General features: G+C 59.7%; 8 protein-coding genes. 6 read left to right on the top strand and 2 right to left on the bottom strand.

The window, feature by feature from the left end; all coding sequences use genetic code 11:
• A partial coding sequence (locus tag VGK48_06355) for a M13 family metallopeptidase (protein ID HEY2380790.1) occupies positions 1-1,924 on the top strand: 1,924 nt, incomplete at its 5' end.
• 70 nt (positions 1,925-1,994) lie between these two features.
• The gene (locus VGK48_06350; protein HEY2380789.1) at positions 1,995-2,387 is read left to right on the top strand and encodes a hypothetical protein; all 393 of its coding nucleotides are present in this window, start codon (positions 1,995-1,997) and stop codon (positions 2,385-2,387) included.
• On the opposite strand, the gene VGK48_06345 is transcribed toward VGK48_06350, so the two are convergent.
• A complete protein-coding gene (locus VGK48_06345) occupies positions 2,368-3,090 on the bottom strand; it encodes an alpha/beta hydrolase (protein HEY2380788.1) in 723 nt (240 codons plus the stop codon). The genes VGK48_06350 and VGK48_06345 overlap by 20 nt on opposite strands.
• A 272-nt stretch (positions 3,091-3,362) precedes the next feature.
• On the opposite strand from VGK48_06345, the gene VGK48_06340 reads away from it, so the two are divergent.
• The gene (locus tag VGK48_06340; GenBank protein HEY2380787.1) at positions 3,363-3,497 is read left to right on the top strand and encodes a hypothetical protein; all 135 of its coding nucleotides are present in this window, start codon (positions 3,363-3,365) and stop codon (positions 3,495-3,497) included.
• Entirely contained in the window at positions 3,487-4,803 is a 1,317-nt protein-coding gene (locus VGK48_06335) for an amidase (protein ID HEY2380786.1), read from the top strand. Before VGK48_06340 ends, VGK48_06335 begins: the two co-directional genes overlap by 11 nt.
• Here VGK48_06335 and VGK48_06330 read toward each other — a convergent pair.
• Positions 4,785-5,471, bottom strand: a complete 687-nt coding sequence (locus tag VGK48_06330) for a response regulator transcription factor (protein HEY2380785.1) — start codon at positions 5,469-5,471, stop codon at positions 4,785-4,787. The two genes, VGK48_06335 and VGK48_06330, sit on opposite strands and share 19 nt — an antisense overlap.
• A gap of 123 nt (positions 5,472-5,594) precedes the next feature.
• Between VGK48_06330 and VGK48_06325 the strand changes: the two genes are divergently transcribed.
• On the top strand, positions 5,595-6,269 hold the full coding sequence (locus VGK48_06325) for a hypothetical protein (GenBank protein ID HEY2380784.1): 675 nt from the start codon (positions 5,595-5,597) through the stop codon (positions 6,267-6,269).
• 37 nt (positions 6,270-6,306) lie between these two features.
• On the top strand, positions 6,307-7,344 hold the full coding sequence (locus VGK48_06320) for a DUF3300 domain-containing protein (GenBank protein HEY2380783.1): 1,038 nt from the start codon (positions 6,307-6,309) through the stop codon (positions 7,342-7,344).
• The last annotated feature ends 25 nt before the right edge of the window (positions 7,345-7,369 follow it).

Genomic DNA, 7,369 nt, shown 5'->3' with positions numbered 1-7,369 from the left:
CACGACCTGCAAGCCGTGCGACGACTTCTATCAATTCGTCAACGGCGCCTGGCTCAAGGACAATCCCGTTCCGGCGGCGTACGCGCGCTGGGGAACGTTTCAGATTCTGGCCGAACAGAATCTCGACATTCTCCGTGGGATTCTTCAGGACGCGGCCGCAGCTAACGCACCGAAGGGCGACGAGCAGATCATCGGATCGTTCTACACATCCTGCATGGATGAAGCTCGCATTGAAGGTCTTGGCGCGTCGCCGATTTCCGCGGACCTGGCGCGCATCGACAGGATCCGCAATACCTCGGATCTACAGGCCGAATTCGTGCGCCTGCACCAGGAAGGAATCCCGGCCGTATTCCTCTTTGGCGCTTCATTCGATTTCAACGATAGTTCGCGGCGGATCGCGTGGGCCGTCCAAGGCGGCCTGACCCTGGAGAACAAGGATTACTACACCAGCAATGACGACAAGTCGAAGCAGACCCGCGACGAATTCCTCAAGCACGCTGCGCGCATGCTCGAGCTTCTTGGCGACAGCCACGACGTTTCGGCGAAAGAAGCGGCCGCTATTTTGAAAATCGAGACGCAGCTTGCCGAAGTCTCTCTGACGCCGGCGGAGCGGCGCGATCCCAAGTCTCAGCTGAACAAACGCTCGATGGCCGAACTGGCCGCGATGACACCACATTTTTCCTGGCAGGACTATATGGCCGGCCGCGGCGCGCCGCCGGTCCCGTTGGTCAATATCGGCCAGCCGAAGTTTTTCGAGGGATTTGATCGCATGCTGAGCTCGACGTCCGTCGCTGACTGGAAGACGTATCTGCGATGGCACGTCCTGCACGACGCGGCTCCGCGGCTCTCCGCGAAGTTCGTGGACGAGGATTTCGATTTCTTCGGCAAGACGCTCACCGGCGCAAAAGAGCTTCAGCCGCGCTGGCGGCGCTGCGTCACCGCCGCCGATAGTCTCGTCGGCGACGCGCTCGGCAAGGTCTATATCGAAAAGAAATTCCGTCCCGAAGCCCGGGCGCGGATGAACACGATGATCGACAATCTCGTCTCGGCCTACCGCGATCGCCTCCAGAAGAGCGACTGGATGAGCCCGGCGACACGCGATCAGGCGCTCGTCAAACTCGCCGCATTCACCCGAAAGATCGGCAATACCGAAAGGTGGAAAGACTATTCGTCGCTGCGGCTCACGCGCGATGCCTACTACGGAAACGTACGACAGGCGGCGGCGTTGGAAGAGAAACGGGATATCGATAAAATCGAGAAGCCGGTCGACAAAGGCGAATGGTCAATGACGCCGCCGACCGTCAATGCGTACTACAACTCCTCGAATAACGAAATCGTCTTTCCGGCCGGCATTCTGCAGCCTCCGTTCTTCGACGCCGGTGCGGACGATGCGCTGAACTACGGCGCGATCGGAGCAGTGATCGGCCATGAGATCACGCATGGTTTCGATGACTCGGGCAGCCAGTTCGATCCACAGGGCAACCTTCGTAATTGGTGGACCGAGGCAGATCGCAGCAAGTTCAGCAGCCGCGCCGAATGTGTTGAGGAACAATTCAGCGGTTATCAAACGGTGGATGGAACGAATCTCAACGGAAAGCTCGTGCTTGGCGAATCGATCGGAGATCTCGGCGGAATTACGATCGCTTACGATGCGTTGAAGAAATCCATGGAAGGAAAGCCGCGCCCCGCCAATATCGATGGCTTCACGCCGGAACAACGGTTCTTTATCGGCTGGGGTGTGGTCTGGGCCATGAGTCAGCGGCCGGAATCGGAGCGCCAGCAGGCGCTCAGTGATCCGCATCCATTGTCGCGCTTCCGCGTGAACGGTCCGTTATCGAATCTGCCGGAGTTCGCCGCCGCGTTCGGATGTAAAGCCGGGGACACCATGGTTCGCGCCGCGAATCGCCGCTGCCAGGTCTGGTAGGTTTCACTCGGCGGCTTTGCGCGGGCAGTGTACCATCAGATTTGCCATGTCCCACAGCTATGGAGGTTGCATGCGATCGAGAGCTTTGGCCTTTGTCGGATTCATGAGTCTATTTGTCCTGGTGACAGCCGTTCTGGCGCAGGACCCGCTGACCGGCAGTTGGGCCGGTGATTGGGGACCGAGCCGGAGCGACCGCAATCCGGTGACTCTGTCTCTGAAATGGGATGGGAAAGCGTTGACCGGTAATGTGACAGGCGGCGAAGGCGTCCCCGAGCCCATTCCGATTCAAAAAGGTACCTACGACGCAAAAACGGGCAAGCTGCACATGGAGGCTCAGACTGTAAACCGCCGGACCAACCAGTCTGTCCGCTTCATCATCGATGGCAAATTGGAAAAGGGCGAGATCACGGGCAGCTGGAATCACGACGATCGTCAGGGCGACTTCACACTGAAAAAGAGGTAAGCCAGCTTCGCATCGCGGCGGTTACCTCCGCGGGGCGTTCCATCGTGGACATGTGCCCGCATTCCTCGATCACAACGAGACGGCTGTCGGGGATGTGTGCGGACATTTTTTCATGCTGGCTGAGAATGGCCCAGGTGTCCTGCCGGCCGCACAGCACAACGGTGGGGCAGTGGATTCCGGCCAGCAGCGGCGTTGCGTCGGGCCGGTCGAGCAAGGCTTGGATCTGAGCGGCGAAGATATCGGCGGTCTTGCGGCCGATCATGTCGAGGATCGAATCGAGCAGCGCGGCATCTGCGAGACGGCTCGGATGCACCATGCGTTGAACCCACACGGCTCCCATCGCGCGCGTGCCTTCCTTGCGGGCGACATCGAGTAGCGCATGTCGTCCTTCCGCTTCGCGATCTCCTGAGACGCCTTCGCGGCGCGGTGTGTACGCCGTATCCATCAGGATCATGCCGGCGACCCGTTCCGGCGCGCGGCGGAAGACTTCCAGCGTGACGCGGCCTCCCATGGAATGGCCGGCGATGGCGAAGCGCGCCGGCGCGCGCTGGAGAATTGCCTCAGCCATCTTGCCGAGCGAGTGGAGGGAACCGTGGTCGGCGATGGTGATGGTGGTGAGTGTTGCGAGGTCGCGGGCTTGATGCGTCCAGACGGTGCCGTCGCACATCAGGCCGGGGACGAGTATGAGATGAGGTATCGACATGCCGGGTTCAGGATATGGTAAATTCCGGGTTTGCAAAAGTAGGGACAGATGTCTGGTGGTGGACTATTCCCCGCCTTTGCAAGGCGGGGTGGCTGCGCCATCAAATAATGATCACGTTCCTTAGCGGCGCAGACGGGGCGGTTGGTAACTTCCATCAACAAATCGGAGCGCTGCGCGGTTCTTTGTCAACCACCCCGTCCGCGCGTTCTAACATGTTTGATCGCGCGGCCACCCCTCCTTGAAAACGGAGGGGAATGTTGCTTGATACCCATATGGATCTAAAAGAAGCTGCCCAGAATAAATTCGGCAAAGACCGCGCTGAAGAGCTGTCGCCAGATCTCGACCAGCTGGCCGACGATATCCGGAAACTGCACTCCATACCTATCGAGCCGGAAGATGAACTTTGAACATCTCTCACTAACGGAGGCGGCATCCGCAATCCGTGCCGGCAGACTCTCTCCCGTGGACTACGCACATGCTCTGCTCTCGCGCATCGCCGCGCTCGAGCCGCGGATCCAGGCCTGGGTCACGATCGATCGTGAGGCGGTTCTCACGGAAGCGCGGCGCTGCGCAGACGAAGCGCGCGACGGGAAATTCCGCGGGCCGTTGCACGGAGTGCCGGTCGGGATAAAAGACATCTTTTATACGAAGGGCTTGAGGACCACGATGGGTTCCGTCCTCTTTAAGGATTTCGTTCCCAGCGTGGATGCGCGCGCCGTCGAAAAACTGAAAGAGGCCGGTGCCATCGTTCTCGGTAAGACGGTGACGACGCAATTCGCGAATCTCGATCCGGGGCCGACGCGCAATCCCTGGAACGTCGAGCACACACCGGGTGGTTCCAGCAGCGGATCGGCGGCGGCGGTCGCAGCCGGGATGTGTGGTGCGACGCTCGGAACGCAGACCGTCGGATCGGTGGGCCGGCCGGCTGCATTTTGTGGCGTTGTATCGGTCATGCCGGGCCGGCAGCGGATCAGCCTCTCGAATGTATTTCCGCTCGCATGGTCGCTCGATCATGCCGGAGTATTCGCCCGGTCGGTGGCGGATCTCCAATTGATGCTCGATGTCCTGACGGAGTCGCCGCTGGAAACAATGGGGAAGCCGAACCGCCCGCGGCCCCTTCGGATCGGCATCGTGCGTGAATTCTTTTATGAGAATGCAACGCCCGAAACGCGGGGCTTGACGGATGCGCTCGCGAACAAGCTTGCGGCGTCTGGATTTTCTATCGGCGAAGCCGGCCTGCCCGCGATTTTCGACATTCAGCAATCGATTCTGCGGATGATCCTGCGAACCGAGACGGCTTCGCTGCATGAGCATCTGTTCGCCGGACATTCCGGAACGTACGCGGCGAAGCTGAGAGCCCTCATCGAGACCGGGATGCTCGTCGACGCCGCGGACTACATCCGGGCGAAGCGCTTGCGGCGAAAGTATCAGCGGGAGATGGCGCAGTTATTCGAAACCTTCGACCTGATCATGACACCGGCAGCGCGCGCGGGGGCTCCGCGAGGGATCGTAACGACCGGCGATCCCATCATGAACGGACCGTGGACGCTGAGCGATTTTCCAACCATGACCCTTCCGCATGCGCTTGCGGAAGACGGCCTGCCGGTCAGTGTGCAATTGACTGCGCCGCCGCTGGAGGAACGCATGTTGTTGGAAGCAGGCGCGCAGATTGAAACGGTGATCGGCTGGGAGTGTCAGCCGTCGAAGCGATAGCCTAATCCCGGCACGGTGATAATGAAGCGCGGGCGTTTGGGGTCGTTTTCGATTTTGTGCCGCAGCCGCAGAACGTGAACGTCCACCGTGCGCGTGAGCGGCGCGCTGTTATATCCCCAGACGTGCTGCAGCAAGGCGTTCCGGGAAATCGTCTTGCCGCGGTTCTCGACGAAATATCGAAGCAGCCGCGATTCCCGTTCCGTGAGCTCGATGACCGAACCGTTCCTGGCCAGCTCCGCCTCGCGGAAATCGACGCGGATCGGACCGAATTCATAGGCGAAGACGTCGGACTTTCTCATCCGGACAACCCGCGCGAGCAGCCGTTCAACGCGAGTCTGCAGCTCATCGAGATCGACGGGTTTCAGCAGGTAGTCGTCTGCGCCTGCGTTGAAAATGGCAATTCGTTGCTGCACCGGGTTCGGTGGAGCGAAAACGATGACGGGCGCTTCAACCTCGCGCCGGCGCAATCCGGCGCAAATATCCAGCGCATTGACTTCAGGTTCCGAGTGATCGATCAGGATCAGGTCGAAGTCCGCGGCGAACGCCGGATCCAACGAGAATTCAGAATTGGAGCGGGTGGCAACCGAATACCCACGTGCCTGGAGAGCGTCGGTGACATGGTTCAGAGTGCCGGCATCGTTCCGGATAAATAGCAAGTTCTGGTCCATCCAATTTTCTCTCAGAAGATAGACGGACAGTTTCGGGAAACGGCTGTAACATTTTTTAACTCAACCAGAATACTCCAATGTGATCTAAATAGAGCCTGAGGACGCCAACGTCCAGGAGGTTGTATGAACAGGGCGAGTTTTTTGGCTGCCGGATTGGCCGCGCTTTTCACTGTTTCCACTTCGAACGCGTTTTCCCAGATTCCAGCGCAAAACCGTATTCCGCAGCAGGTTGTTATCAATGGCATCACGGTGAATGCAGCATCCGTGACCACTTCGACAGGACAGATTCAGAGCTACACGTGTTCTTCACCGCAACAGTACATGACGGCCGGCGGCCGGTCTCAGGGTTGGGCGTGTTATGACGAGACCACGGGTGTCTGGCTACTGAATGCAGTACCGCCGGTGCAAGCGGTTCCGGCTCCTGCAGCGGTTCAGCAGCAGCCTGTTCAACAGCCGGCCCCGGTTTATCAGCAGCCGCCTTACCCGCAAACGGCCTATCCGCAACCTCCGGTTTATCAACAAGCGCCTGTTTACCAGGGAGCGCCGCTGCCGAATGTGGTTTACCAGCAGCCGCCCGCTGTCGTTTACCAGCCGGCGCCCACCGTTATTTATCAGCAGCCCGCAATCGTATATGCCCAGCCGGTTCGGCCGGTTGTCGTAGCGCCGGCCTATCCGCCCTCCGTGATCCTTGGCGCTGCGGCCATCGGTGCTGTCGGACGAATTGCGTCCGCAGCCATCATCAGTTCGCGCTATCCACGTGCCTACTACTATGCGCCTGTCCGCGGTCGTCGTTGGTAATAGTTGGTAATAGATCGTTTAAAGAGGGAGGTTTTTCATGCTGATTGCGGGGTTATTTGCGGTCATGTTGGCCGGCAATGTTCCAGAATTAATGATACCGGAGGGGACGGTCCTTCCGGTGATCTTGAATGAGACTGTAAATACAGCGAAGGTGCAGGACAACGATCCTATTTTGCTTTCGCTGGCGGATGACGTCCGGACTTCCGGCCATCGCGGCCCGGTGTTGATTCCGAGGGGATCGAACGTCGTGGGCCGCATTGTGAAGTCGCAGCGCGCGGGCCATTTTATCGGTCGATCCGAACTCAACATCGCAGTTCAGGAAATCATCACGCCTTCGGGGGACGTTTATGACGGCGTGTCGGCGAAGGTTATCGATGTCGGGAAGAAGAAGGGCGAAAAAGGCGAAGTGAAGCCCGACGGCGGCCTTCAGGGGCCGGTCCATCGCGAGAGGGACGCGTTCCTGCTGCTCTTTCCTCCGACCACTCTGTTTCAGCTGCTGGCCACGCCGAAGCGCGGTCCGGATGTCATCCTTCCCGTCGAGACCAAGCTCTACGTGAAGCTGATGAGTCCGATCTATGTTGAGACCGCGCCGCAGGTGAGCACCGTCGTTTCGCCGCGCGCCGCTCCGCTGCCGCAGCCGGTTCCCCAGTACTATCAGCAGTCGTACCCGCAGAGCCTGCCCCAGGCCGTGCCGCAGATTTCAGCGAACGGACTGGAGATTCTGGTGTCCCCGGTTGCGCTCTATCCGGACAACATTCTCCGAGACGTGTTTATGGCTTGCGCGCATCCGCTGGATGTCGTTCAGGCCAATCAGTGGGTGCATCAGTATCGTGACGTCTATGGCAGTCTTCCCCGCGCAGGATACAACCCGGGCTGGGATCCGAGTGTGAGAGCGCTCACTGCGTATCCCGATCTGCTTCAGCGTCTGAGCGGCGACCTGACGTGGATGACGAGAGTGGGAGCGGCGTTTTCCTCGCAGCCCGCAGACGTTATGGGGGCCGTGGGTAGATTGCGGCTGCAGGCCACGTCGTTCCGGTCGCCGTACGGCATGACCGCGATGGCTGTGGGGCGGTAGAAACCCGATTTCAGCATGGCGTGTG

The organism is Terriglobia bacterium (genome assembly GCA_036496425.1).
Classification (GTDB): Bacteria; Acidobacteriota; Terriglobia; order 20CM-2-55-15; family 20CM-2-55-15; genus 20CM-2-55-15.
This window is presented reverse-complemented; position numbering and strand designations above follow the sequence as displayed.

Coding starts and splice junctions, on each gene's coding strand:
- VGK48_06350 (HEY2380789.1), top strand. CDS start 1,995: ATGCGATCGAGAGCTTTGGCCTTTGTCGGATTCATGAGTCTATTTGTC.
- VGK48_06345 (HEY2380788.1), bottom strand. CDS start 3,090: ATGTCGATACCTCATCTCATACTCGTCCCCGGCCTGATGTGCGACGGC.
- VGK48_06340 (HEY2380787.1), top strand. CDS start 3,363: ATGGATCTAAAAGAAGCTGCCCAGAATAAATTCGGCAAAGACCGCGCT.
- VGK48_06335 (HEY2380786.1), top strand. CDS start 3,487: ATGAACTTTGAACATCTCTCACTAACGGAGGCGGCATCCGCAATCCGT.
- VGK48_06330 (HEY2380785.1), bottom strand. CDS start 5,471: ATGGACCAGAACTTGCTATTTATCCGGAACGATGCCGGCACTCTGAAC.
- VGK48_06325 (HEY2380784.1), top strand. CDS start 5,595: ATGAACAGGGCGAGTTTTTTGGCTGCCGGATTGGCCGCGCTTTTCACT.
- VGK48_06320 (HEY2380783.1), top strand. CDS start 6,307: ATGCTGATTGCGGGGTTATTTGCGGTCATGTTGGCCGGCAATGTTCCA.